This is a genomic window from Paucibacter hankyongi (assembly GCF_037482915.1).
Taxonomy (GTDB): Bacteria; Pseudomonadota; Gammaproteobacteria; order Burkholderiales; family Burkholderiaceae_C; genus Paucibacter_A; species Paucibacter_A hankyongi.
Genome location: NZ_JBBHJX010000017.1, coordinates 86,353 through 108,863, shown reverse-complemented (window position 1 = coordinate 108,863; position 22,511 = coordinate 86,353). Strand labels below are relative to the sequence as shown.

Sequence of the window (22,511 nt, the reverse complement as noted above, 5' to 3'; positions counted from 1 at the left end):
CTTAAACGGCGAACGGCTATTTCGTGGCCTCGCCGGAAGGTCGCCTCTTGGCAGGTGGATAGATGCCAGCCAAGGTCGGCATCTGGTCGTAACTTCTCAGTCATCCTGTCAACGAGTTACGAGAGGTAGTAAAAGGCAATTCAGGTGGGGATTGCCGGATCGCTAAGGCGTCACTCCTTGCTTGCTGAAGAGCGCACGAGTGCTTCAAGCTGGGCCTTGGTTCCGCTTGGCCGAAATTCAGCTTGGCTGCTGTTGTGTGGTGCAGTGAATGCCGCCACCGCCAGCCGCGATCGCATCGATATTCAGTTGAACCACCTGCCGGCCAGGAAACTGCTCGCGCAGTACAGCCTTGCAGTTGGCATCGGCCTTCGAGTCGCCAAATTGCGGCGCAATCACCGCGCCATTGCAGACGTAGAAGTTGATGTAACCTGCTGCGAACTCCGGCGACTCGAGTTCCGGGCGCACGTGTGCTGGACCATTGAGTACGACCACGCGCAAACGACGACCACGCGCGTCGCTGGCTTGGCGCAAGATTTCCAGGTGTCTCCGAGTGACTGCATAGTCGTAGGACTTCGGATCGTCGTCGAAGCCGGCCACGACCACCCCCGGTGTGGTGAAACGAGCGTAGAAGTCGGTGTGGCCGTCGGTGATGTCTTTGCCAGCGATGCCGGGCAGCCAGATGATCTTCTGCAAGCCCAGCAAGCGTTTGAGTTCGGCCTCGCAAACGACCTTGCTCAGGCCTGGGTTGCGGTTGGCGTTGAGCACGCAGCTTTCGGTGATGATGGCGGTGCCTTGGCCGTCGACTTCGATGCCGCCGCCCTCCAAGACCAAATTGGTTTCGAGTCTTGCGACGCGCGCTTGTTCACAGACGAATTCCGCCACTAGGGCATCGCGGCCATGTTCTTGTTTGCCGCCCCAGCCGTTGAAATTGAAGTCCACGCCTGCCCGCCCGCCGGTCTTGTTCTTCACGAACACAGGACCCGCATCGCGCATCCACAAATCATCCACCTCCTGCACGTGGAGCTTGACCTTGCTTCCGCAAAGGCGGGCAGCGATGTCATGGTCCTCTTCTCTCACCAGCATATGGACAGGCTCGAAGGACGCGATGGTGCGAGCAATGTTGGCGAGGTTCTCTCGAACCGGGCGTAGCAAGCGTCGACCCCAAACGTCTTCGCTGGGGCCAAAGGACATCCAGGTGGCGGCATGCTGCTCACTTTCATCGGGCATGTGCCACTCTTCACGAGCCCAAGCGGGACGCAAGGTAGTCAAGGGAACAATGCTCAAGGCCTGCAAGAGACGTCGGCGCGCGATCAAGCGGTTCATGGAGTGACTCCTGGTAGCAAGCTCAGTTTAGGCCGGCTCTTGCTGAGTCGTGCAGTGAATACCGCCGCCGCCAGCGGCGATGGCGTCGATGTCAATTGCCACGATCTGATGTTGAGGCAAATAGGCCGCCAAGGCCATGCGTGCGGTGCGGTCTGACACGGCGTCTCCAAACTCGGGCATGAACAGCGCCTTTTCTGTGAGCAAGAAGTTCACATATCCGGCCGCGAAGTCCCGGCCAGCGTAAGTGGGGCGCACTTGCTTGGGCGATTCGAGAGGCACAACTTGCAGCGCACGTCCTTTCGCATCGGTTGCGTTTCGCAGTAGTTCTAAGTGCCGGCGTGTGACCGGGTAGTCGAACGATGAGCTGTCGTTTTCGAGGGCGGCGATCACCACGCCTGGCTTCAGGAAACGAGCGTAGAAGTCGGTGTGGCCATCGGTGATGTCTTTGCCGGCAATGCCAGGCAGCCAGATGATTTTCTCTAAACCGAGCAGACGCTTGAGTTCGATCTCGGCCTGTGCCTTGCTGACGCCGGGGTTGCGATTGACATTGAGCACGCAACTTTCGGTAATGATGGCCGTGCCTTGACCATCTACCTCGATGCCTCCGCCCTCCAGAACCAGAGTGCTGCTAAGCAGCGGCACGCCAGCTAAGTTCGCCATTCGGGCTGCCACAGTGGCATCGCGCGCATGGCTTTGCTTGCCCCCCCAGCCATTGAAATTGAAGTTCACAGCGGCTCGTTCGCCGCGGCTGTTCTTCACAAAGACACAGCCGGTGTCTCGTATCCACAAGTCATCGATTTCGTGCTCGATCAGCTGCACGGCGGGGCCACAAAGAGCCCGAGCCGTCGTCATGTCTTGGGCGCTGACAAGCATCTTCACGGGTTCAAAAGCACTGATGGCATTGGCGATGCGTGCCAGGGCTTGCTGAACCGGCTTGCTCAGCTTTGCACCCCAGACGGATTCGCGGGCTGCGAAGGCCATCCAAATGGCGCGATGAGCCTCGCCCTCATCGGGCATGCGCCACACCGCCGGTGAGGACTCGGGCGCTGGTGCGGGAGTAAGAGTCGGGGGTGGGCTGTCGGAGTCGTTGTGGCCGCCACCGCATGCACTCAAAAAATTGCTCATCAGCCCCAGGCTACTCAGGCCCAGCAGGGCGCGTCTTGTGTTCATGAAATTCAGGGTTACTACCAGGATGTCGCATTCTTACGTCTGGAACCCATTTGCATAACTGATGTTTATTGCTTGTATTGATCGAATTGACTCATAACTCATTCAGCCCGCTTGGGAAAAACGGAGCAAGCTGTCGTACACGCCGCGAACCAAAGGGTGCCGCGCCTCGCCCTCAGTGCGTGAAATCCAAACCGTTCGCAAGGGCAGGCTGGGGTAGATGTCCAAGCGTTGCAGGCGGCCACTGCGTAGGCCGTCATCAGCAAGCAGACTGGAAACCAGGGCCAGGCCGCGTCCGCGCAAAGCCGCGTCAAGCACCAGGCGTGCATCGTCGTAGATGGCGACTCGGCGCAAGGCGTTGAAATGTTCGCGAATGTGGGGCCCGATGCGTTCGCTGGTGAGGTCGCCTTCAAGGCAGAGCAAGCCTGCGATCTGGGGGTGCTGTTCAGCTGGCGCTGCTGCGAAACGGCGTGCCAAGTCAGGGGTGCAAACAGGCACGAGATCGTCGCTGAGCAGGGGCACCTCGAACACACCTTGCTGCTTCAGCGGCTCATGGGTGATGGCGATGTCCACGTCCATTTCATCGATGTAGCGGGCAGTTTCATCGATAGAAATGATGGGGCACAGCAGTGGATGTTCTTTCTGCAACTGCTCTACACGAGGCTGCAGCCAGCCCTGCGCAATCGGTGCTGGACAGACCAGGGTGACCAGGTTTTCGTCCAAGTAGGTCTCGATGCGAGCGAGGCCACCGCGCAATTGCTCCAAGGATTTGCTGACGCTGTCCAGCAACAAACGTCCCGCGACGGTCAGCTCGACCCCGCGGCCTTTGCGCCGGAACAGCGGCTGCCCGACCTGGTCCTCCAACTGGGAAATCTGATGGCTGATGGCCGATTGCGATACGCACAACTCATCGGCGGCGCGCGAGTAATTGCCGAGTCGGGCGGCTGCTTCAAACCCGAGCAAGAACTTGAAAGAGGGGAGTCTGGCGTTTGACATATGAGTCCAATTGATCAATCAACGGAATAAATGTCGCTTTTCCATTCAAGGAATTCAAATCACAGTAACCCTCATTCCAAAACGCCAACTTTCATGAGGCACAACTTGAAATCGACTGACTTTGATTGCCGCCGCGCCGGGCTCCGCATGCCTGCGGAGTGGGAACCCATGGCGGCCACCTGGCTGGGCTGGCCGGTGCTAAGCAACCGCGAAGAACTGTGGGGCGAGCACTATGACGCTGTCTGCCGTGCTTTTGCTCTGCTGGCGCGCACCATTGCCGGCTACCAGCGTTGCATCGTGGCGGCTCACGCCCCGTTGGCAGCTAAGGCGCGGGAGATGTGCGGCCCGCAAGTCACCGTGGTGCCCATGGCGGTGGAAGACAACTGGTTGCGTGACTGCGGACCCATCTTCCTGGTGGACGAAAACCAAGTGACGCAGCAAGCGGTGGGCTTCCGGTTCAATGCCTGGGGCGAGAAGTACAGCCCCTACGAGGGTTGTCAGCGCTCCGCCGGCGACATCTCCGCCCTGGCGCAAGTGCCCTTGGTGCAGTCGGACATGGTGCTGGAAGGCGGTTCCTTTTACGTGGATGGCCAGGGCACCTTGCTCACCACCGAAAGCTGCCTTTTGCATCCCAATCGCAACCCCGCCATGACGCGGGCAGATATCGAAGTCGAGCTGCGCCGCATGTTGGGCGTAGAGAAGATCATCTGGCTGCCAGGCAACCCGGCCGAGGTCGAAACCGATGGGCATGTGGACGGTATCGCTTCCTTTATCGCTCCAGCAAAGATCTTGTTCAATGCAGCGGACCCCGATCAGGGGGATTACTACCGAGCTATGCAAGAGAACCGTCGCGCTCTGGAACTCGCCACTGATGCGCGTGGGCGGCGCTTCGAGATCCTTGACCTGCCGGTCCCGCGCGGCGCCCACACCTATGGCAGCGCCCGCTTCTGCGACATCTATTCCAACTATGTGCTGGTGAATGGGGCGGTGATCTCGACGGCCTTCAACGTGCCGCAGGATGAGCTGGCGCGTCAGGTGTTCGCTCGCGCCTTCCCGGACCGTCGCGTGGAATTGCTGCCCATTGCTGCGATCTCTCTGGGTGGCGGCGCCACCCACTGCTCGACACAACAACAGCCCATGTTGGGCAATCGCCTGGCGGTTTGCCGCTTCCCAGGCTGAACCCAAGGAGACCCTCGATGAGTTCAAGAAAGATTACGGTTGCTGCCGTCCAGATGGCCTCAGGCGACTGGGACTTCCAGCGCAATATGGAGCGCGCTGAACGCTTGATTCGACAAGCCGCCACGCAAGGGGCCAATCTGGTGCTGTGCCCAGAATTGTTCATGATGCCCTATTTCTGTCTGGACCAGAATTGGCGCCACTTGGACCTGGCGGAGCCTTTTGAGGGCAATGCCCGCATCGCACATTTCGCCAAGCTCGCGGGTGAGTTGGGGATCGTCCTTCCGATCGGCTTTTTCGAGCGCGCCGGCAATGCTGCCTACAACTCGATCGCCGTGGCTGATGCAGACGGCAGCGTGCTGGGCGTCTACCGCAAGACCCATATCCCCGACGGGCCGGGTTACACCGAGAAGTTCTATTTCACACCGGGCGACACCGGCTTCAAGGTCTGGGACACCCGTTTCGGTCGCATCGGTATCGCCATCTGCTGGGACCAGTGGTACCCCGAGACCGCACGCAGCATGGCTTTGATGGGGGCCGAATTGCTGTGCTTTCCGACCATCATTGGCTCTGAACCCCACAGCGCTGAAATGGACACAGCCGGCCATTGGCAGCGCACCATGCAAGGCCATGCAGCTGCAAACATGGTGCCAGTGGTAGCCGCCAATCGCATTGGCAGCGAGACCGGCCTGGGCAACGGCAATGATCAGCAGCAGGGCCTGACCGGCACCTTCTACGGCAGCAGCTTCATTGCCGACCACACCGGCGCCAAACTGGTCGAGGCCAACCGGACGGACGAAACCATTCTGATGCAGAGCTTCGATCTGGAGTTGATCCGCCAGGACCGACAGAGCTTCGGCTTCTTCCGCGATCGCCGACCCGACATGTACAAGACCTTGCTCAGCAGCGACGGCCAACACATCCGTCCCGACCTGCGCCCGACACGCTGATTCTCATCACAGCGTCGAGGGTTCCAGTTCGACGCCAAATCCATGTCAATAAAAATCACGATAGGAGACAACATGAAACGAACCATTCCCAGCATGCTGCGGCGCGCGGCTCTGTTGAGCTTGAGTCTGGCGGCTTTATCGCTCGGTGCTCAGGCCCAAGAAAAGGTACTCAACTTCTACAACTGGTCGTCCTATATCGCCGACGACACCATCGCCAACTTTGAGAAGGAAACCGGCATCAAGGTGCGCTATGACACCTTCGACAGCAGCGAGATCTTGCACACCAAACTGGTGGCCGGACGCACCGGGTATGACATCGTCATGTCCTCCACCGGCTGGGCCAAGATGCAGGCGGACGGTGGCTTGCTGCAGCCGCTGGACAAGGGCTTGCTACCCAATCTGAAGAATCTGGACCCGACGCTGCAGGCCCAGGTGGCCAAGTTGGACCCGGGCAACCAGTACATGGTCACCTGGCTCTGGGGCTACACCACGGTGGGCTACAACGTGGACAAGGTCAAGGCAGCGTTGAAGGATCTGCCGATGCCCGAGAACAGCTGGGACCTGCTGTTCAAGCCTGAGTATGTGTCGCGATTGAAGAGTTGCGGCGTGTCCTATCTAGACTCGGCCTCTGAGGTGCTGCCGGCGGTGTTCCACTACCTAGGCAAGCCGCTCAACACCACGCGGCCGGGTGACTATGCGGCGGCCACCGAGTTGCTGCATGCAGTGCGCCCGCACATCACTTTGTTCAGCTCATCGGGCTATCTGAATGACCTGGTCTCGGGTTCGGTCTGCGTGGCCATGGGATGGTCGGGCGATCTGAACGGCGCTCGTCAACGGGCCATCGATTCCAAGAGTGGCCAGCGCATTGAAGCCCCCCTGCCGAAGTCGGGTGGCATCTTGTTCTTCGACACCATGGTGATTCCGGCGGACGCGCCGCACGCTGCCAATGCGCACAAATTCATCAATTACATCCTGCGCCCCGAAGTGCATGCGTCCTTGAGCAACAAGCTCTTCTACGCAAACCCGAATCGCGAGTCGCGCAAGTTCGTGAGGCCAGAGATTGCCAACAACCCCTCGGTGTTCCCGAGTGACGCCGAAATTGCACGCATGGGGGTGCAGGGCGGGGTCAACAACGAACTGCGCCGGATGATGTCGCGCGCCTACACCAGCTTCAAGTCGGGCCTCTAAGCCCTCCACGCTCCATTGCTGCTTTCCCGCCCGTCAGGCCTAACGCCAGACGGGTTGGGCGAAGCCTTGCCCAAAGCAAACCATCGAAGAGGCATTGCCATGATGAACATGAAGAATTTCGCGCTGACCCCGGTGTTGGCGTTGATGCTTACGGCCAACTCGGCCCAGGCCCAAAGCGCGGCCGAATTGGCCGCTAAGTTGAAAGCCATGCAAGAGGCCATGACGGCCATGCAAGCTCAATTGCAGGAGTTGCAATCCAAGTCCACAGAAACAAGTGGCATGACACCCGATCAAGCGCGTCAGCTCAATCGCACCACGGTGCGTAGCGAAGCCTTGGAGGAAGCTCAGGAAACCATGGGCTACAAGGGCCTGAAGATCAGCGGCCTGATTGACCCCAGCTACATCTACAGCCAGGGGCAGAACCGCAGCGGCTTTCAGTTCTTGAATTCATCTCAGAACGGTGAGTTCGCCTACGACAACGGCGCCTTCGGCATGGCCATGCTGGACTTCCAAAAGGAGTTCGAAGGCGGCAGCAAGATGCGCCTGACGCTGGCGCCCAACCGCGGCGGCGGCGGTGTGGCGATCGACGGTCAGTCCATCGTTCATGAGGCCAGCTTCTCGGTGCCCTTGACCGACTTGCAAACTCGGCTGATCGGCGGGCAAGTGCCCGACTGGTCGGGGCACGAAATCATGCAGTCCAACCAGAACCGTTTCGTCACCCACAACCTGCTGTTCGACTTCACGCTGCCCGCTGTTTACACCGGGGCGGGCCTCGAGTTGCAGCGCAGCCCCTGGCTGGTGAAGGCCATGTTGGCCAACGTGAACAGCTCACGCAAGAACAACGGCCAGAAGACGCCAGCCTTGGTCTACCGCGTGGACTTCTATGACTACAAGCGTGAGTTCAACGGCTGGGGCTTTGCCGGCATGCATGGCAAGCTGGCCAACTGGCGCGCCACGGATCCGGCCGGCAACCCGGTGACGGGCCAGCCTTACGCAAGTGAAGACACCATGGTGCACACCTTTGAGGTGGACGGTTTCTTCAGCCGAGGTGACTGGACGCTTTCGGGCCAAGCCAGCATTGGTATGCAACGCAAGGCGGCCATCAGCGCAGACACCGTGAGCGGTGAGTTGCGGGACAGCCAGTGGTGGGGCTTGTCCGGCATGGCGGCCTACAAGCTGTCGCAACGTCTGGAACTGATGGCGCGCCTTGATTACTTGAACAACCGCAAGAACGGCGGCGGCACCTTGGGCTATAGCTTTGCTGACGCTCGCAATGGCCTGGGGCCCGATCCCTTGGGTGACGCCGCGCGAGGCGCCATTCGCAGTGCCTTGTCCTTGGGCGCTCGCTATCAGCTGAATGCGTTCACACAACTGAAGCTGGAATATCGCCTGGACCATGCTGACCTCCCGGTCTTCCTGCACCAAGGCAGCCAACAGTTCAAGCGCCAAAACCAGTTGCTGGGTGGCTCGGTGGTGATGAGCTTCTGAGTGTCGTATGGATCTGCAAATACGTGAGCGGGGCCGCCCCCTGGTCCTGCTGCCCAGCTGCAGTCGTGAGTTGGGCGCGCACCACTATCAAGTGGTTCGCGAGCCTTATCTCGAGGCACTGCGCCATGCCGGCTGCACGCCCTTGATCGTGCCGGCCGGCAGTGCGAAAGAGTGGCTGGCCTTGTTGGACATCGCCGCAGGCGTGCTGCTGACGGGCTCACCCTCAAATGTGCATCCGGATCATTTTGGTCAACGGGTGAGAGACAGCAGCCTGCCGCTGGATGCGCGGCGCGATGCGGCCACATTGCCCTTGATTCCGACCATATTGGCGCGCGGCATTCCTTTGCTGGCCATCTGTCGCGGATTGCAAGAGGTCAATGTGGCCCTGGGCGGCAGCCTGCATCAGGCGGTGCATGAGCAAGACGGTTTGGGCGATCACCGCGGTTCGGATGCGGAGGGAGCAGCGGCCATGTTTGCTCCCGCTCATCCGGTGAGCTTGGTCAAGGGTGGTCTTCTGCACGCCTTGCTTGGAAGAGAGGACCTGCGGGTCAACTCGGTTCACGGCCAAGGGGTCAAGACCTTGGCGCCGGGCTTACGCGCAGAGGCCCTGGCACCGGATGGTTTGATCGAGGCCTTCCGCAAGCCCGATGCGCCTGGCTTCAATTTGTGCGTGCAGTGGCACCCTGAATGGCAGGCCGACCGGGTGCCCGCCTCTCGGGCGGTGTTCAAGGCTTTCGCTCACGCCTGCGAGGAATACCAGAGCCAAGCGCAAGAAGCTTGGTGCTGACATTGCGGCCCCGAGCCTCGGGGCGAGAAAAGAACTTTCGACGAGACAACAGGTGACTTATGGTGGAAAAAGATAACCAGAGCTTTAGCGAGCTCGAGCAGTGGTTCAAGGACAAGCGCGTCACCGAGGTGGAGTGTCTGGTGCCGGATCTGACCGGTGTGGCTCGCGGCAAGATACTGCCACGCGAGAAATTCACCGAAGACCGAGGCATGCGGCTGCCCGAAGTGGTGGTGGCCATGGGAGTCACCGGGGAGTGTCCAGAACACGGGCCGTATCACGATGTGATCAGCCCGACCGATCACGATATGCATCTGCGCCCCGACCCCAGCACAGCGCGCATCGTGCCTTGGGCCACGGACCCCACCGCGCAAATCATTCACGACTGCTTTGACCGAGATGGCCGCTTGGTGCCGTTCGCGCCGCGCTCGGTGCTGCGTCGAGTGTGTGAACTCTATGAGGCTGAAGGGTGGGACCCGGTGGTGGCACCCGAGTTGGAGTTCTATCTGGTGGCTCGCAACACCGACCCGGACATCCCGCTCAAGCCGCCCGTGGGTCGCAGTGGTCGCACTGAGACCTCCAGGCAGGCCTACTCCATTGACGCCGTCAACGAGTTTGACCCGCTGTTCGAGGATGTGTACGCCTACTGCGAGCAGATGGAACTCAACGTCGACACCTTGATCCATGAGATCGGGGCGGGCCAGATGGAAATCAATTTCTTCCATGCCCACCCGCTGGGTTTGGCTGACGAAGTCTTTCTGTTCAAGCGCACGGTGCGCGAGGCTGCGCTGCGCCACGATATGTATGCCACCTTCATGGCCAAGCCCATCGCTGGCGAGCCTGGCAGCGCCATGCATGTGCATCAAAGCGTGATCAACAAGAAGACGGGGCGCAACCTCTTCAGCAATCCCGATGGAAGCCCGAGTCAAGAGTTCTTCTGGTACATCGGCGGCCTGCAGAAGTACATCCCGTCGGCCATGGCCTTGTTCGCGCCTTATGTGAACAGCTACCGTCGTTTGGTACGTTCGACCGCCGCGCCCATCAACATCCAGTGGGGCACGGACAACCGCACCGTGGGTATCCGTTCACCAGTGGCTTCACCGGCCGCGCGCCGAGTTGAAAACCGCGTCATCGGCGCCGATGCCAATCCGTATGTTGCCCTCGCGGCAACCTTGGCCTGTGGCTACCTTGGCATCAAGAACCGCATTGAGCCCAGCCGAGAGTGCACCGGCGACGCCTACCTCGGCGACTACCAACTGCCCCGTAGTTTGGGCGAAGCACTCGACCTGCTGCGCGAAGACAAGGACTTGGCCGAGGTTCTGGGCAAGGACTTTGTGACGGTCTATACCGAAGTCAAAGAGGTCGAGGTCGAAGAGTTCATGAAGGTCATCTCGCCCTGGGAACGCGAGCACTTGTTGCTGCACGTCTAAGTCAGGAGTTCGGTGCATGAAACCCTCTCAGTATCAAGCGCCGTTGATGACGGCGCAGGGGCGTAGCGAACCCTTTTTGCGCATCGACGCCGTGGTCAAGGATTTTGGCGAGGCCAGGGCGGTGGATCAGGTCAGCTTGGATATCGCGCGAGGCGAAATCTTCGCCTTGCTGGGCGCTTCCGGCTGCGGCAAGACCACCTTGCTGCGCATGCTGGCCGGCTTCGAGACACCGAGTGCCGGGCGCATTGTGTTGAACGGGCAAGACCTCAGCGGCTTGCCGCCCTATGCTCGCCCGATCAACATGATGTTCCAGTCCTATGCACTGTTCCCGCATCTGACGGTTTGGGACAACATCGCCTTTGGCTTGCGTCGCGATGGCCTGCCCAAAGCCCAGGTGAGCGAGCGTGTAGAGACCATGCTGAAGCTGGTGCAGTTGCAGGGCTTTGCCCAGCGCCGGCCGCATCAGCTCTCGGGCGGCCAGCAGCAGCGCGTGGCTTTGGCGCGCAGCCTGGCCAAGCGGCCACAACTGCTCTTGCTGGACGAGCCTTTGGGCGCGCTGGACAAGAAGCTGCGCGAGCAGACGCAGCTAGAGCTGCTGGCCATCATTGGCGAGGTGGGTGTGACCTGCGTGATGGTCACCCATGACCAAGAAGAAGCCATGACCATGGCCACTCGCATCGCTGTGATGGGGCAGGGGCGGGTGCTGCAAGTCGGTGCGCCGCAGGACATCTATGAAACCCCAGGCAGTCGCTATGTCGCCGACTTCATCGGTCATGTGAACCTGATGGACGGTCATGTGGCCGAGGACGCCCCAGACCATGTCATCGTTCAATGCCAGGACTGCACTCATCGGGTGGGGCATGGCATCACTGGGACGCTGGGCATGCCGGTCAGTGTCGCTTTGCGGCCCGAGAAAATCGAGCTCTCGCACCGTCCGCTCGACGCGCGACTGAATGTGCTGCAAGGCGTCTTGGAGCAGCAGGCCTATTTCGGCAGCTACACCGTTTGCCTGCTCAAACTGGCCAGTGGCGCGCGCCTCAAGGTCAGCCTGAGCAACACGCGTCGCCATGCCGACGATCCATTCCGCAATGGCCAGACGGTCTGGGCCCATTGGGCCGACGACGCGCAAGTGGTGCTGACCCAATGAAGCCCTGTACATCCAAGCGATCTTCCACGCGGCGGTGGCCCTGGCGAGGGCGCCACTTTGTGATCGGACTGCCTTATGCATGGCTGCTGCTGTTCTTCCTGGCACCGTTTGCGGTGGTCTTGAGTTTCAGCCTCTCTCAGATGGGGCCAATACGACCCGATAGCCTGATACGTTATGTTGACGGAGCTTGGCAGCTGACATTGCGCGGCAGCAACTTCAGCAATCTCTTGAGTGATGGCCTGTATCTGAATGCCTATGCCTCCAGTTTGCGGCTGGCCTTCATCACCACAATGGGCTGCTTGTTGCTGGGCTATCCCTTTGCCTACTTCATGGCCCGTGCCAAGCCCATGCATCAACCCATCTTGCTCATGTTGGTGATGGCACCTTTCTGGACGTCCTTCTTGCTGCGTGTCTATGCCTGGAAGCTGCTGCTCGGCGAGGGGGGCTGGCTTGGGGCGATGTTGCAAGGAGCTGGGCTTGATGGGCTGCTGCTCTGGATGGGCCTGATTGAAGCGCCAGGCAAGTACATGCATACCCCTTTCTCCTTGATGCTGGGAATGCTCTACAGCTATCTGCCCTTCATGATCTTGCCGCTCTACGCCGCCTTGTCCAAGATGGACTTGCGCCTGATCGAGGCAGCCTATGACTTGGGCGCGACGCCCTGGCAGACGTTCTGGCGCATCACCGTACCGCTTTCTCGTGGCGGCATCGCAGCGGGCTGCATGCTCGTGTTCATCCCGGCGGTTGGCGAGTTTGTGATCCCCGAGCTTTTGGGTGGGCCTCGTACCTTGATGATTGGAAAGGTCTTGTGGGAGGAGTTCTTCAGCAACAACGACTGGCCCATGGCTTGCGCAGTAGCGGTGCTGCTCTTGGCCATCATCATGCTGCCCTTGGCCTGGTTCAACCGCGTGCAAGATCGAGAGGCCCGCGCATGAGCAAGATTTTTAGGGCCCATCGTTGGATGGAATTCTGCAGTCGGCAGCTGGCCCATGCTTGGCTGTTCGTGGGCTACCTCTTCTTGTACCTGCCGATAGGCGCACTGGTGCTGTTCTCCTTCAATGACTCGCCGGTGCCCAGTTTGTGGCGCGGGATCACTTTGCGCTGGTACAGCAAGCTGATGGCGGATGGCGAGATGCTGGCCGCCTTGGGCTTGTCCTTGAAGCTGGCAGCCTTGTCCGCAACTGGCAGCGTCTTGTTGGCTTTGCTGGCGGCATATGCCTTGGTCAAATATCCTCGCTTTCGCGGTCGCGGCTTGTTCGCCAGCATGGTCAACGCGCCGCTGGTCATGCCTGAGGTGATTGTGGGTCTGGCCTTGTTGTTGCTCCTGGTGGGCATGCAAGGTGCGCTGGGCTTTCCCTCGCGTGGCTTGGGCACCTTGTTGATCGGCCATGCCTTGTTGGGTATGGCCTATGCCACGGTGGTCTTGCAAGCGCGCTTGCGCGAGCTGCCGGCGGCTCTGGAAGAGGCGGCATTGGACTTGGGCGCCCGACCTGCACAGGTGTTTCGCCTGGTCACGCTGCCGATGATCCTCCAGTCTTTGGGCTCGGCCTGGTTGCTGACCTTCAGCTTGTCTTTGGACGATGTGGTCATGTCGGCCTTTTTGTCGGGACCTGGCTCAACGACTTTGCCCTTGGTGATTTTCTCGCGTGCGCGCATGGGTGTTGACCCCAGCGTCAACGCGATGGCGACGCTCATCATTGCGCTAGTGGCTGGCGTGATCACCGCCGCGGCTCTGTACGCCGTGCACGCGGAGCGGCGCCGCCAGCGTGAAATCAGTGCGGCCTGGCGCCCTCAATCTTGAAGTCACATTCAATCCGAACCTATGACAAAGCTATACGCTGAAATGGACTGGCATGCGCGCGCCAGAGCGCTGCAGCCTGATGGGCGCGCCTATGTGGATGGCGCTCGCCAGCCCTTGAAGATGCGCTTCGCCAAGCATTCGCCGCTAGATGGGCGGCTGCTCGGCGAGGTATCACGCGGCGGCGCGGCCGAAATCGACCAGGCTGTGCGCAGCGCGCGCCTTGCTTTTGAAGATGGACGATGGTCGCGCCAGGCGCCGGCGCAGCGCAAGCGTGTGCTGCAGCGTTTTGCCGAGCTGCTGCTGGAGGCTCGCGAAGAGTTGGCGCTGCTCGAGTGCCTCGACATGGGTAAACCGCTGCGCAACGCGCTACAGGTGGACCTGCCGGCCAGCGCACGTTGCCTGGCCTGGTATGGCGAGGCCATCGACAAGGTCTACGGTGAAGTGGCGCCTACCGCCGCCCATGCCTTGGCCTTGATCACTCGCGAGCCCATGGGGGTGATCGGCTGCGTGGTGCCATGGAACTATCCCCTCATCATGGCCTGCTGGAAGCTCGGCCCCGCGCTTGCTACAGGCAACTCGGTGGTGCTCAAGCCCAGCGAGAAGTCCTCTTACACCGCGCTTCGTCTGGCGGAGCTGGCCGTTGAGGCAGGGCTGCCACCCGGCGTGTTGAATGTGGTGCCTGGCTTTGGGCATGAAGCCGGCGAGGCACTGGCCCTGCACTCCGATGTCGACGCCATCGGATTCACCGGCTCGACCCGGGTGGGCCGCTGCATGCTGGAGTACGCCGCACGCTCCAACCTCAAGCGGGTCTATAACGAGTTGGGGGGCAAATCTGCTTTTCTGGTGTTTGACGACCATGCCGACCCTGCCGCCGCAGCGCGCGCTGCAGCCGCCAGTCTGTTCTTCAACCAGGGCGAGTCTTGCAATGCGCCCTCGCGTGTGTTGGTGCAGGCCAGTATTGCCGACGCCTTCACAGAGCAACTGGTGGAAGCCGCGCGCGGCTACCGCGCCGAGCATGGTCTGGATTGGAGCGCACCGATGGGCGCCCTGGTTGACGACGCGCAGCTGCGCAGCGTCGAGGGCTATGTCGCCTCAGGCGAGCACGAAGGCGCGCGCTTGTTGCTAGGGGGGAGGCGCTGCCACCAGGACAGTGGTGGGAGCTATTTTCAAGCGACTGTCTTCGATCGGGTGCACAACCAAATGCGCGTGGCTCGCGAGGAGATCTTCGGCCCCGTCATTGCTGTGCTGCGTTTTGAGACCGAGGCCGAGGCGGTTGCGCTGGCCAATGACAGCCCCTATGGTTTGCAGGCTGCAGTCTGGAGCCATGACATCAATCGCGCGCACCGTGTGGCACGCGCCCTGCGAGCCGGCACCGTGCATGTCAATCAGTACGACGAAGACGACATCACCGTGCCCTTTGGCGGTGTGAAACAGTCCGGCAATGGCCGCGATAAATCGCTGCATGCTTTGGACAAGTACACCGAGTTGAAAACCACCTGGATACAAATCGATGACTGAGATGAGCAGAACTGCTGTTATGGGCCCAAGTGACGCACATGACGCCACCCGCCACGCGCCTTCCTACTACGCTGCCAGTGGCTTGCCGCAGCCGCCACGCCCGGCCTTGCGCGGCACGGTGCGCGCCGATGTCTGCATCATTGGCGCGGGTTACACCGGCCTTTCCACCGCATTGCATCTGGCCGAGGCCGGTCTCAAGGTGGTGGTGCTGGAAGCGGCCAAGGTGGGGTGGGGCGCTTCCGGCCGCAACGGCGGCCAGATCGTCAACAGTTATTCACGTGACCTCGACGTTATCGAAACGCGCCATGGCGCCGACACTGCTCGTGCGCTGGGGCAGATGGCTTTTGAAGGCGGCCGAGTCATTCGTGAGTTCGTGACGCGTTACAAGATCGATTGCGACCTGAAAGACGGCGGCTTGTTCGCGGCGCTGACGCCCAAGCAGGCCCGCCACCTTGAGGCGCAGAAGGCGCTATGGGAACGCCATGGTCATCGCGGCCTGAGCATCTTGGAAGGACCGGAGCTTCAGTCGGCGGTCAGGGCCAAGCGTTATTGCGCGGCCCTGCTGGACCGCAGTGGCGGCCACATCCATCCTCTCAAGTTGGCGCAGGGTGAGGCGGCAGCATTGGAGGCCTTGGGCGGGGTGATCCACGAGCATTCGGCCGTCGTAAAGATTGAGCGCGGCGCCACGGCGCGGGTTCGTACCGCCGACGGCGAGGTGCAGGCAGCCACCGTCGTGGTGGCTTGCAATGCCTACATCGGAGGTCTAGAGCCGCGCCTGGCGGCGCGTTCTATGCCTTGCGGCACGCAGGTGGTCGCGACCGAGCCCTTGGGTGAGCGCTGGCGTGAGCTAATCCCGTCCGACTATTGCGTCGAAGACTGCAACTATCTGCTCGATTACTTCCGATTCTCAGCCGACAAGCGTTTGCTGTATGGCGGCGGCGTGATCTATGGTGCGCGCGATCCGGCCCATGTGGAGGCCATCATCCGGCCCAAGCTGCTCAAGACCTTTCCGCAGTTGGAAGGCGTGAGGTTGGACTACGCCTGGACCGGCAACTTCCTCTTGACCCTGTCGCGTCTGCCCGAGGTCGGGCGACTGGATCGCAACATCTATTTCTCGCAGGGCTGCTCGGGCCATGGTGTGACTTACACGCACTTGATTGGCCGCGTCTTGGGTGAAGCCATTCGCGGCCAAACCGAGCGCTTTGATGTGTTTGCCGGTCTGCCGCATTACCCCTTCCCGGGCGGTCGGCTGTTCCGGGTGCCCTTTACCGCACTGGGTGCCTGGTACTACAGCTTGCGTGACCAGTTGGGCGTTTAACAAGTCGTTTGCCCTGCATTAGAGTCAAGGCTTCTGCGATTGACTCAGGAACTGTTATGCGTCTGCTTGGGGTCTTAGGGGCCGCGCTGGCGATCGCTTGCGCTTCGGCCCCGGCGGCGGAGGTCGTGACTCTGGCCTATCCCGAGTTTCCGGGCTATCTGGATTCGCAGGGGCAAGGCTTGTACGGCGACCTGATGCGCGCCGTCTTCCCGGCGCCGCAGTACGAGTTGCGCGTGGAAATCGTACCCTTTGCCCGAGCGCTGACCATGCTTGCCAATGCCAGCCATGTGGTCGTGCCGGGCACCAACGACCCGGGTGCGAACGCCATCATGTCTCGTGCCGTGAGCGATATGGATGTGGTCAGCGCAGCCGTGCTGCGTTCGCGATTCCCCGAGTGGCAAGGAGTTGCATCTCTTCGTCAGCAGCGCGTCAGCGCTCAACTGGGGTATGGCTATCAACGTTATACCGAGGTGCCCATGCGCTATGAAGAGAAACATGACCTGGGTGCCATGCTGCGCATGCTGGTTCGCGGGCGTGTTGATGCCGTGTTGGACTACGGGCCGCGTATCAGCGAAGCAATCAAGAAGTTGCCGGCAGAGGATGCGGACGCCATTGAGATCAAGCCCGCTGTTTTGCGGCAGCCCTTGTACTTCGCTTTTCGAGCTAACCGAGAAGGTGAAGTTTTGCGAGATCGCTTCGACGCAGAGCTTCAACGAATGGCACGCAATGGCGAATTGCGTGCATTGTTTCAACGCTACCCCGCAGTGCTTGATGCGGCATACCCGCCAGCGCTGCGTCATGGCGCAGGTCGCTGAGCGGGCCTTGCGTTTAGACCAGGGGTTGCTGCTGCGTGACGCAGTGGATGCCCCCGCCGCCGGTGTAGAGACTGTCCATATTGATCATTTCCACGGTGCGACCGGGGTAGAGCGCCGAGAGCTTTGCAAAGGTGTCCGAGTCGGTAATGGTGTCGCCAAAGTTCACCGTGATGACTGCGTGGTTGACGACCAGATAGTTGATATACGTGAGCAGGGCATCTGGCCCACTAAGTCGTCCGCGCGTGGGTTGGTTGAGCAGGGTGATGCTGAATGGGCGGCCGCGCGCATCGGTCGCTGCACTCAGGATGCTGCGCACTCGACGAGCGTCTTGTGCCCAGATGCCTGTGTCGTTGGCGGGCGGGTTATGGATGACCAGTCGGCCCGGCCCGACGAATTGTGCCGTGGCGTCGATGTGGTCGTCCGTGATGTCCTGGCCTTTGATGCCTGGGCACCAGATCATCTTGCTGGCCCCGTAAAGACTCAACAGCTCGGCTTCGATGTCGGCGCGAGTGACGCCGGGGTTGCGATTGCCATTGACCCAGCAGCTCTCATTGGCGATCAAGGTGCCATCGCCGTCGTAAATCACGCCGCCGCCTTCGCCGACGACATCGGCATGCGTGATCGTCAGCCCGAGTTGAGCGGCGATGCGTTCGGCTACATAGCCGTCGCGCCGCCAGGTTTGCCTATTGCCCCAGCCGTTGAAGTTCAGGCCGATGCAATCGAGGCCACCCGCCCCGTTCACGCGAAACACCGGCCCGGTGTCGCGCAGCCAGCAGTCATCCACAGGAATGTTGCTGAGAATGGTGACGGGGTAGTTGGTGGCGCCGATCCGGGTGCGCGCCGCGTTGGCATTGCTGGTGCCGCTGGCCAGTAGGGTGACTGGCTCGTACTTGGCGATGGTTCGTGCCAGGCGTGCGATGTCGTCTTGCACTTTCCTGAGCAAGCTACTGCCCCAGATGCCCGTGCTGGCGGGCCATCCCATCCAAACGCGGGTCTGCGGGCGGGCTTCGTCGGGTACCGCGAAGGCGGGCGCAGCTGCAGCAAGCACGGGCAGGCCCGCCAGCAGTCCGGCCCCGAGGCCTGCAGCGCTCGCTTGCAGGAGCTGGCGGCGTGTATTGCCCTGGCTGGAGTCGAGAGTTTTGTCTTGAGTCATGGGGAATCCGTGTGAATCGTCAGGGTGGACAACACCATGTCGCCCACCCTGACATTCAAATTCATCGGAGCCTTTGCGACTACTGACATGTTCTGTACTCTTTCATCAGTCCGGCTCATGGCTGTAACAAGCCGATTCAATGGAGCTTGATGCGAGGCCGATTCCAGCGCGTGAGGGCCTGAGCCAGCCATTCGATAGCCGCCCGCCAAGGGCCGTGTAGCGACAACTGGTGGCTTTGGTACAGACCCCGGTACATCAGCCAGGCCAAGCCGCCACTCAGCCAGAGCTTGCCGCCGCCCAAGCTGCCCATCAACTGCCCCACGGTGCTACTGCGGCCCAGAGACACCAAGGAGCCGAAGTCCCGGTACCGCCAGGGCAGCAAGACCTGACCCCGAAGCCGTCGCTGCAGGTTCAGCGCCAGATGCTGTGCTTGTTGATGTGCGGCCTGGGCGCGTGGAGGCACCCATTCTTGTGGCCCGCCCAACCAAGGGCAGGCGGCGCAATCACCCAGCGCAAAGACATGGGGGTCTTCCAATGTGTGCAGCTCGGGGCTGAGTCGCAGCTGTTGCTGGCGATTCAAGCTCAGTCCATCCAGGCCTTGCACAAAGAAGTCTGGGCCCTTGACGCCTGCCGCCCAGACCACCAACTCGGCAGGGATATGGCGGCCGTCAGCCAGCTGCACACCATGGGCCAGCACCTCGGCCACCCGTGCGTTGGTATGAACTTCGACCTGCAAGGCCTGAAGCCTAGCCAGGGCTGCAGCGGAGAAGCGCTCAGGCAAGCCGGGCAGCACCCGCGCTGCGGCCTCTACCAAATGAATGCCCAGTGTTTGCTCATGGTCCAGGCATTGCAGTCCGTAGCGAGCCAGGTCGCGGCTGGTGTGCCTCAGCTCTGCAGCCAGCTCCACGCCGGTGGCCCCGGCGCCGATGATGACCACTTGCAGGTGATGCGCGCCGCGAGCATCCGGATTGGCCTGGGCACGGATGCAGGCGTTCACCAAGCGGCGATGGAATCGCTCGGCATCGTCCAAGGACTCCAGCGCGATCGCATGTTCGCGCGCACCAGGCGTACCAAAGTCGTGGGTGACGCTGCCCACGGCCAACACCAGGCTGTCGTAAGGGATCTCGCGTTGCGGCGTCACGGGCCGGCCTTGTTCATCGCGATGGGGCGCCAGTCGCACCACGCGACGCTGGCGGTCCAGGCCGATCATCTCGCCGATGCGGTCGTGAAAGCCATGCCGGTGAGCATGTGCCATATAGCTGATCGCGTGGCGGTCCAGGTCCATGCTGCCTGCAGCGATTTCGTGCAGATGCGGTTTCCAGAAATGGCGCCGCTGACGGTCAATGAGGGTGATGTGAGCCAGGCCGCGACGGCCTAGACTGCGCCCCAGTTGCGTGGCCAGCGGTAGGCCGCCGGCGCCGCCGCCGACGATGACGATGCGATGCGCTTCCATGGGCTTGTCTGGCGAATCGGGCGCTCAGAGGCCGGCCATGGCCAGGTACTTGGTGACAACGTAGTCCTCGATGCCTTGACGTGCGCCTTCCCGGCCAAGTCCGCTTTGCTTGACGCCGCCGAAGGGTGCCACCTCGTTGGAAATCAGGCCGGTGTTGATGCCCACCATGCCGTATTCCAGGGCCTCCGCGACACGCCAGATGCGACCGATGTCGCGGCTGTAGAAATAGCTGGCCAGGCCGAACTCGGTGTCATTGGCTTGCCGGATCACGTCTTCATCGCTGCTGAATCGGAACAGCGGCGCCAGCGGCCCGAAGGTCTCTTCGCGCGCCACCGCCATCGCGCTTGTCACGTCGGCCAGCACAGTGGGTTGAAAGAAGTTCCCGCCCAAGGCATGACCTTGGCCGCCGACCAGCACGCGTGCGCCTTGACTCACAGCATCGGCGATATGAGACCGCACTTTGGCCACCGCAGCTGCGTTGATCAATGGGCCTTGCTGCACACCAGCCTCCAGGCCATTGCCGACCACCAGTCGGCTGACCGCTGCGGCCAGCTTGTCGGCAAAGGCCTCATAGACGCGCTCGTGCACATAGATGCGATTGGCGCAGACACAGGTCTGGCCCGCATTGCGGAACTTGGACAGCATGGCGCCTTCCACGGCGGCATCCAGGTCAGCGTCCTCGAAGACGATGAAGGGAGCGTTGCCACCCAATTCCAAGGAGAGCTTCTTGATCGTAGGCGCAGACTGCGCATAGAGCAGCCGACCGACGGCGGTGGAGCCCGTGAAGCTGAGCTTGCGAACTGTGGCATTGCGGGTCAGCTCGCCGCCGATGGCCTTGGGGTCGCCGGTCAGCACCTGCAGCAATCCCGCCGGCAGGCCGGCTTGCTCGGCCAGCACGGCCAGGGCCAAGGCGCTGAAGGGCGTGGCCTCGGCGGGCTTCACGATGATGGGGTTGCCCGCCGCCAGCGCGGGCGCCACCTTGCGCGTGATCATGGCAAGCGGAAAATTCCAGGGCGTGATGGCGGCGCAAACCCCTATAGGTTCACGCAGCACCAGCAGGCGTCGGTCGGCCATGGGGCTAGGAATGGTCTCTCCGTAGAGTCGCTTGCCTTCCTCAGCAAACCATTCGATGAAGGACGCCGCATAGGCAACCTCGCCACGGGCTTCGGCCAGTGGCTTGCCCTGTTCTTGCGTCATCAATGAGGCCAGTTCCTCGGTGTGCGCAAGCACCAGCTCATGCCAGCGCAGCAGCACCTTGGCGCGCTCTTTGGCGCTGCGTTTCTTCCAAAGCGGCCAGGCGCGTTCCGCGGCAGCGATGGCTCGCGCGGTTTCGGCCGCGCCCATCAAGGGCACTTGCCCCAGCTGTTCCCCGGTGGCAGGGTTGCAAACGGCAAAGGTGCGGCCATCGTCGGCCGCAACCCAGCGACCATCGAGCAAGGCGCGGTCGCGTTGCAGTGTCAGTCGAGTGTTCATGGGCTCAGGCTTTCAGCAGGGCATTGGCGAGGATGGCCAGTGCTTCGTCAAAGATGGCGTCGGGTGTGGTCAGCGGATGCAGGAAACGGATCACGTTGCCGTAGCTGCCGCAGCTCAGCAGAATCAGTCCTTGCTCAAGCGCCGCGGCTTGAACGCGTTTGGTGAACTCGGCATCGGGCGCACCGCTGACGGGGTCGCAGAACTCCGCGGCCAGCATGCTGCCAAGACCGCGAACTTCGGCCAGTTGAGGCACCTGCTCACGCAGTCGATTGAGGCATTGGCGCAGGCCTTGCCCGAGTCGTTCCGCGCGCTCGCAAAGCCCTTCTTCCTCGATCACGTCCATCACCGCGTGCGCTGCGGCCACGGCCAAGGGGTTGCCGGCATAGGTGCCGCCCAGACCGCCGGGCAAGGGCGCGTCCATCAAATCAGCCCGGCCGCACACGCCCGAGAGGGGCAGGCCGCCTGCGAGGCTCTTGGCAAAGGTGATGAGGTCGATGGGGACCTGGTGGTGTTGCGAAGCAAACAGCCGACCGGTGCGCGCAAAGCCGGTCTGGATCTCGTCGGCGATCAGCAGAATGCCGTGTTCATCGGCAATGCGGCGCAGGCCTGCGATAAAGGCCGAAGGTGCCGGGATGAACCCGCCCTCGCCCTGCACCGGCTCGAAGATGAAGGCTGCGACGCGCTTGGGATCTATGTCCGACTTGAAGAGTCGTTGTACACCGGCCAGTGCGTCCTCGACGCTGACGTCATGCAGCTCATTGGGGAAGGGCGCATGGTAGGTCTCTGCAGGGAAGGGGCCGAAGCCGGCCTTGTAGGGCACGACCTTGCCGGTCAGGGCCATGCCCATCATCGTGCGGCCGTGAAAGGCGCCGTCAAACGCAATCACGCCGCTGCGACCGGTGGCGGCTCGGGCGATCTTGATGGCGTTCTCTACTGCTTCCGCGCCGGTGGTGAAGAAGGCCGTCTTCTTGGCCCAGTCGCCAGGCATCGCGGCGTTGATGCGTTCGGCCAGCGTCACATAGCTGGCGTAGGGCACGATTTGATAGGCGGTGTGATGGAAGGCGTCGAGCTGCGCCGCAATAGCGGCTTGCACGCGCGGGTGGCGATGACCGGTATTGAGCACGGCGATGCCGCTGGCAAAGTCAATGAATCGGCGCCCCTCCACATCCCACAACTCGGCATTGAGCGCGCGCTCGGCATAGAAGTTCTGCAGCACGGCGACGCCGCGCGGCGTGGCGGCCAAGCGCCGCGCTTGCCAGTCATGGTTCTGTGGCGATAGGTCTTTGGAGGCTTGTTCGGGCTTGGACATTGGAGGTTCCTGTGTAAATGGC

19 protein-coding genes are annotated in these 22,511 nt (G+C 61.6%); 12 read left to right on the top strand and 7 right to left on the bottom strand.

Annotation, left to right across the window (positions count from 1 at the left end; translation table 11 throughout):
• Positions 1-237 precede the first annotated feature (237 nt).
• The 3 genes from WG899_RS19375 to WG899_RS19365 all read right to left on the bottom strand — a co-directional run bounded on the left by WG899_RS19375 (position 238) and on the right by WG899_RS19365 (position 3,486).
• Positions 238-1,323 carry an agmatine deiminase family protein gene (locus WG899_RS19375; protein WP_444718877.1) on the bottom strand — a complete coding sequence of 362 codons (1,086 nt, stop codon included), beginning with the start codon at positions 1,321-1,323 and terminating at the stop codon, positions 238-240.
• 27 nt (positions 1,324-1,350) lie between these two features.
• A complete protein-coding gene (locus WG899_RS19370; protein ID WP_339597303.1) occupies positions 1,351-2,493 on the bottom strand; it encodes an agmatine deiminase family protein in 1,143 nt (380 codons plus the stop codon).
• A gap of 102 nt (positions 2,494-2,595) precedes the next feature.
• Positions 2,596-3,486 (bottom strand): LysR family transcriptional regulator, encoded by an 891-nt coding sequence (locus WG899_RS19365; RefSeq protein ID WP_339597302.1) that lies wholly within the window; start codon positions 3,484-3,486, stop codon positions 2,596-2,598.
• Between the two features lie 93 nt (positions 3,487-3,579).
• Here WG899_RS19365 and WG899_RS19360 point away from each other — a divergent pair, with 93 nt between their 5' ends.
• From WG899_RS19360 to WG899_RS19305, 12 genes are all read left to right on the top strand, one after another.
• Positions 3,580-4,665 carry an agmatine deiminase family protein gene (locus tag WG899_RS19360; protein WP_339597301.1) on the top strand — a complete coding sequence of 362 codons (1,086 nt, stop codon included), beginning with the start codon at positions 3,580-3,582 and terminating at the stop codon, positions 4,663-4,665.
• A 17-nt stretch (positions 4,666-4,682) separates the two neighbouring features.
• The gene (gene aguB / locus WG899_RS19355; protein WP_339597300.1) at positions 4,683-5,612 is read left to right on the top strand and encodes an N-carbamoylputrescine amidase; all 930 of its coding nucleotides are present in this window, start codon (positions 4,683-4,685) and stop codon (positions 5,610-5,612) included.
• A gap of 72 nt (positions 5,613-5,684) precedes the next feature.
• Entirely contained in the window at positions 5,685-6,800 is a 1,116-nt protein-coding gene (locus tag WG899_RS19350; protein ID WP_339597299.1) for a polyamine ABC transporter substrate-binding protein, read from the top strand.
• Positions 6,801-6,902: 102 nt separating this feature from the next.
• Positions 6,903-8,288, top strand: coding sequence for a DUF3138 family protein (locus WG899_RS19345; protein WP_339597298.1), 1,386 nt, complete (start codon positions 6,903-6,905; stop codon positions 8,286-8,288).
• Between the two features lie 7 nt (positions 8,289-8,295).
• Positions 8,296-9,075, top strand: a complete 780-nt coding sequence (locus WG899_RS19340; protein ID WP_339597297.1) for a gamma-glutamyl-gamma-aminobutyrate hydrolase family protein — start codon at positions 8,296-8,298, stop codon at positions 9,073-9,075.
• A gap of 59 nt (positions 9,076-9,134) precedes the next feature.
• Entirely contained in the window at positions 9,135-10,502 is a 1,368-nt protein-coding gene (locus WG899_RS19335; protein WP_339597296.1) for a glutamine synthetase family protein, read from the top strand.
• Positions 10,503-10,518: 16 nt separating this feature from the next.
• Positions 10,519-11,649 carry an ABC transporter ATP-binding protein gene (locus tag WG899_RS19330; RefSeq protein WP_444718876.1) on the top strand — a complete coding sequence of 377 codons (1,131 nt, stop codon included), beginning with the start codon at positions 10,519-10,521 and terminating at the stop codon, positions 11,647-11,649.
• Complete coding sequence (locus tag WG899_RS19325) at positions 11,646-12,584, top strand: ABC transporter permease (RefSeq protein WP_339597295.1); 939 nt, start codon at positions 11,646-11,648, stop codon at positions 12,582-12,584. Before WG899_RS19330 ends, WG899_RS19325 begins: the two co-directional genes overlap by 4 nt.
• Positions 12,581-13,450 carry an ABC transporter permease subunit gene (locus WG899_RS19320; protein ID WP_444718875.1) on the top strand — a complete coding sequence of 290 codons (870 nt, stop codon included), beginning with the start codon at positions 12,581-12,583 and terminating at the stop codon, positions 13,448-13,450. Before WG899_RS19325 ends, WG899_RS19320 begins: the two co-directional genes overlap by 4 nt.
• A gap of 21 nt (positions 13,451-13,471) precedes the next feature.
• Entirely contained in the window at positions 13,472-14,968 is a 1,497-nt protein-coding gene (locus WG899_RS19315) for an aldehyde dehydrogenase (RefSeq protein ID WP_339597294.1), read from the top strand.
• Between the two features lies 1 nt (position 14,969).
• Positions 14,970-16,286 (top strand): NAD(P)/FAD-dependent oxidoreductase, encoded by a 1,317-nt coding sequence (locus tag WG899_RS19310; RefSeq protein ID WP_339597293.1) that lies wholly within the window; start codon positions 14,970-14,972, stop codon positions 16,284-16,286.
• A 56-nt stretch (positions 16,287-16,342) separates the two neighbouring features.
• Entirely contained in the window at positions 16,343-17,101 is a 759-nt protein-coding gene (locus WG899_RS19305; RefSeq protein WP_339597292.1) for a substrate-binding periplasmic protein, read from the top strand.
• Between the two features lie 13 nt (positions 17,102-17,114).
• Here the strand turns inward: WG899_RS19305 and WG899_RS19300 are convergent, their stop codons facing one another.
• The 4 genes from WG899_RS19300 to gabT all read right to left on the bottom strand — a co-directional run bounded on the left by WG899_RS19300 (position 17,115) and on the right by gabT (position 22,489).
• Entirely contained in the window at positions 17,115-18,254 is a 1,140-nt protein-coding gene (locus tag WG899_RS19300) for an agmatine deiminase family protein (protein ID WP_339597291.1), read from the bottom strand.
• Between the two features lie 136 nt (positions 18,255-18,390).
• Positions 18,391-19,707, bottom strand: coding sequence for an NAD(P)/FAD-dependent oxidoreductase (locus WG899_RS19295; RefSeq protein ID WP_339597290.1), 1,317 nt, complete (start codon positions 19,705-19,707; stop codon positions 18,391-18,393).
• A gap of 24 nt (positions 19,708-19,731) precedes the next feature.
• Complete coding sequence (locus WG899_RS19290) at positions 19,732-21,180, bottom strand: NAD-dependent succinate-semialdehyde dehydrogenase (RefSeq protein ID WP_339597289.1); 1,449 nt, start codon at positions 21,178-21,180, stop codon at positions 19,732-19,734.
• A 4-nt stretch (positions 21,181-21,184) separates the two neighbouring features.
• Positions 21,185-22,489, bottom strand: coding sequence for a 4-aminobutyrate--2-oxoglutarate transaminase (gene gabT, locus WG899_RS19285; protein ID WP_339597288.1), 1,305 nt, complete (start codon positions 22,487-22,489; stop codon positions 21,185-21,187).
• Between the last annotated feature and the right edge of the window lie 22 nt (positions 22,490-22,511).

Coding starts and splice junctions, on each gene's coding strand:
- WG899_RS19350 (WP_339597299.1), top strand. CDS start 5,685: ATGAAACGAACCATTCCCAGCATGCTGCGGCGCGCGGCTCTGTTGAGC.
- WG899_RS19340 (WP_339597297.1), top strand. CDS start 8,296: ATGGATCTGCAAATACGTGAGCGGGGCCGCCCCCTGGTCCTGCTGCCC.
- WG899_RS19325 (WP_339597295.1), top strand. CDS start 11,646: ATGAAGCCCTGTACATCCAAGCGATCTTCCACGCGGCGGTGGCCCTGG.
- WG899_RS19370 (WP_339597303.1), bottom strand. CDS start 2,493: ATGAACACAAGACGCGCCCTGCTGGGCCTGAGTAGCCTGGGGCTGATG.
- WG899_RS19375 (WP_444718877.1), bottom strand. CDS start 1,323: ATGAACCGCTTGATCGCGCGCCGACGTCTCTTGCAGGCCTTGAGCATT.
- WG899_RS19300 (WP_339597291.1), bottom strand. CDS start 18,254: ATGACTCAAGACAAAACTCTCGACTCCAGCCAGGGCAATACACGCCGC.
- WG899_RS19365 (WP_339597302.1), bottom strand. CDS start 3,486: ATGTCAAACGCCAGACTCCCCTCTTTCAAGTTCTTGCTCGGGTTTGAA.
- aguB (WP_339597300.1), top strand. CDS start 4,683: ATGAGTTCAAGAAAGATTACGGTTGCTGCCGTCCAGATGGCCTCAGGC.
- WG899_RS19310 (WP_339597293.1), top strand. CDS start 14,970: ATGAGCAGAACTGCTGTTATGGGCCCAAGTGACGCACATGACGCCACC.
- WG899_RS19315 (WP_339597294.1), top strand. CDS start 13,472: ATGACAAAGCTATACGCTGAAATGGACTGGCATGCGCGCGCCAGAGCG.
- WG899_RS19330 (WP_444718876.1), top strand. CDS start 10,519: ATGAAACCCTCTCAGTATCAAGCGCCGTTGATGACGGCGCAGGGGCGT.
- WG899_RS19345 (WP_339597298.1), top strand. CDS start 6,903: ATGAACATGAAGAATTTCGCGCTGACCCCGGTGTTGGCGTTGATGCTT.
- WG899_RS19295 (WP_339597290.1), bottom strand. CDS start 19,707: ATGGAAGCGCATCGCATCGTCATCGTCGGCGGCGGCGCCGGCGGCCTA.
- WG899_RS19335 (WP_339597296.1), top strand. CDS start 9,135: ATGGTGGAAAAAGATAACCAGAGCTTTAGCGAGCTCGAGCAGTGGTTC.
- gabT (WP_339597288.1), bottom strand. CDS start 22,489: ATGTCCAAGCCCGAACAAGCCTCCAAAGACCTATCGCCACAGAACCAT.
- WG899_RS19305 (WP_339597292.1), top strand. CDS start 16,343: ATGCGTCTGCTTGGGGTCTTAGGGGCCGCGCTGGCGATCGCTTGCGCT.
- WG899_RS19320 (WP_444718875.1), top strand. CDS start 12,581: ATGAGCAAGATTTTTAGGGCCCATCGTTGGATGGAATTCTGCAGTCGG.
- WG899_RS19360 (WP_339597301.1), top strand. CDS start 3,580: ATGAGGCACAACTTGAAATCGACTGACTTTGATTGCCGCCGCGCCGGG.
- WG899_RS19290 (WP_339597289.1), bottom strand. CDS start 21,180: ATGAACACTCGACTGACACTGCAACGCGACCGCGCCTTGCTCGATGGT.